This window comes from Helicobacter pylori (assembly GCF_001998165.1).
Classification (GTDB): domain Bacteria; phylum Campylobacterota; class Campylobacteria; order Campylobacterales; family Helicobacteraceae; genus Helicobacter; species Helicobacter pylori_DL.
In genome coordinates, this window is sequence record NZ_MTWR01000187.1 from 1 (window position 1) to 353 (window position 353).

Sequence of the window (353 nt, forward strand, 5' to 3'; positions counted from 1 at the left end):
CTAGCCAAAGAGAAGAAACAAGCGGACATCAAAATGATGTTAGAGGCAGAGAAACAGGGGATTTATCCCAAGATACGAGAGGAGTATCACAGCCACCGCAATCCCCATCTCATCAGCAAAATAGCTCCAGAGATTTGGGGCTTTCTCTCTCTAGAGAACAGCCAGGACAGACTGGACGCTTACGCCTTCAAAAACGATCTTAAAGGCAATTAAAATCCCATCATCTCTTAAAAGACTCTTAGCACTTAATGAAACGCATAAGAAAACCTTAGAAAATGGCAATGAAATCGCTAAAGAATACGACTATCTTAAAGACATTTACCAAGAAGTAGAAACAACAAAAGATGGCGAAA

Annotated in this window: 1 pseudogene; it reads left to right on the forward strand. The window is 40.5% G+C overall.

The features are described from left to right. Positions 1-188: pseudogene (locus BZK24_RS08820) on the forward strand (hypothetical protein); the annotation flags it as partial. Between the last annotated feature and the right edge of the window lie 165 nt (positions 189-353).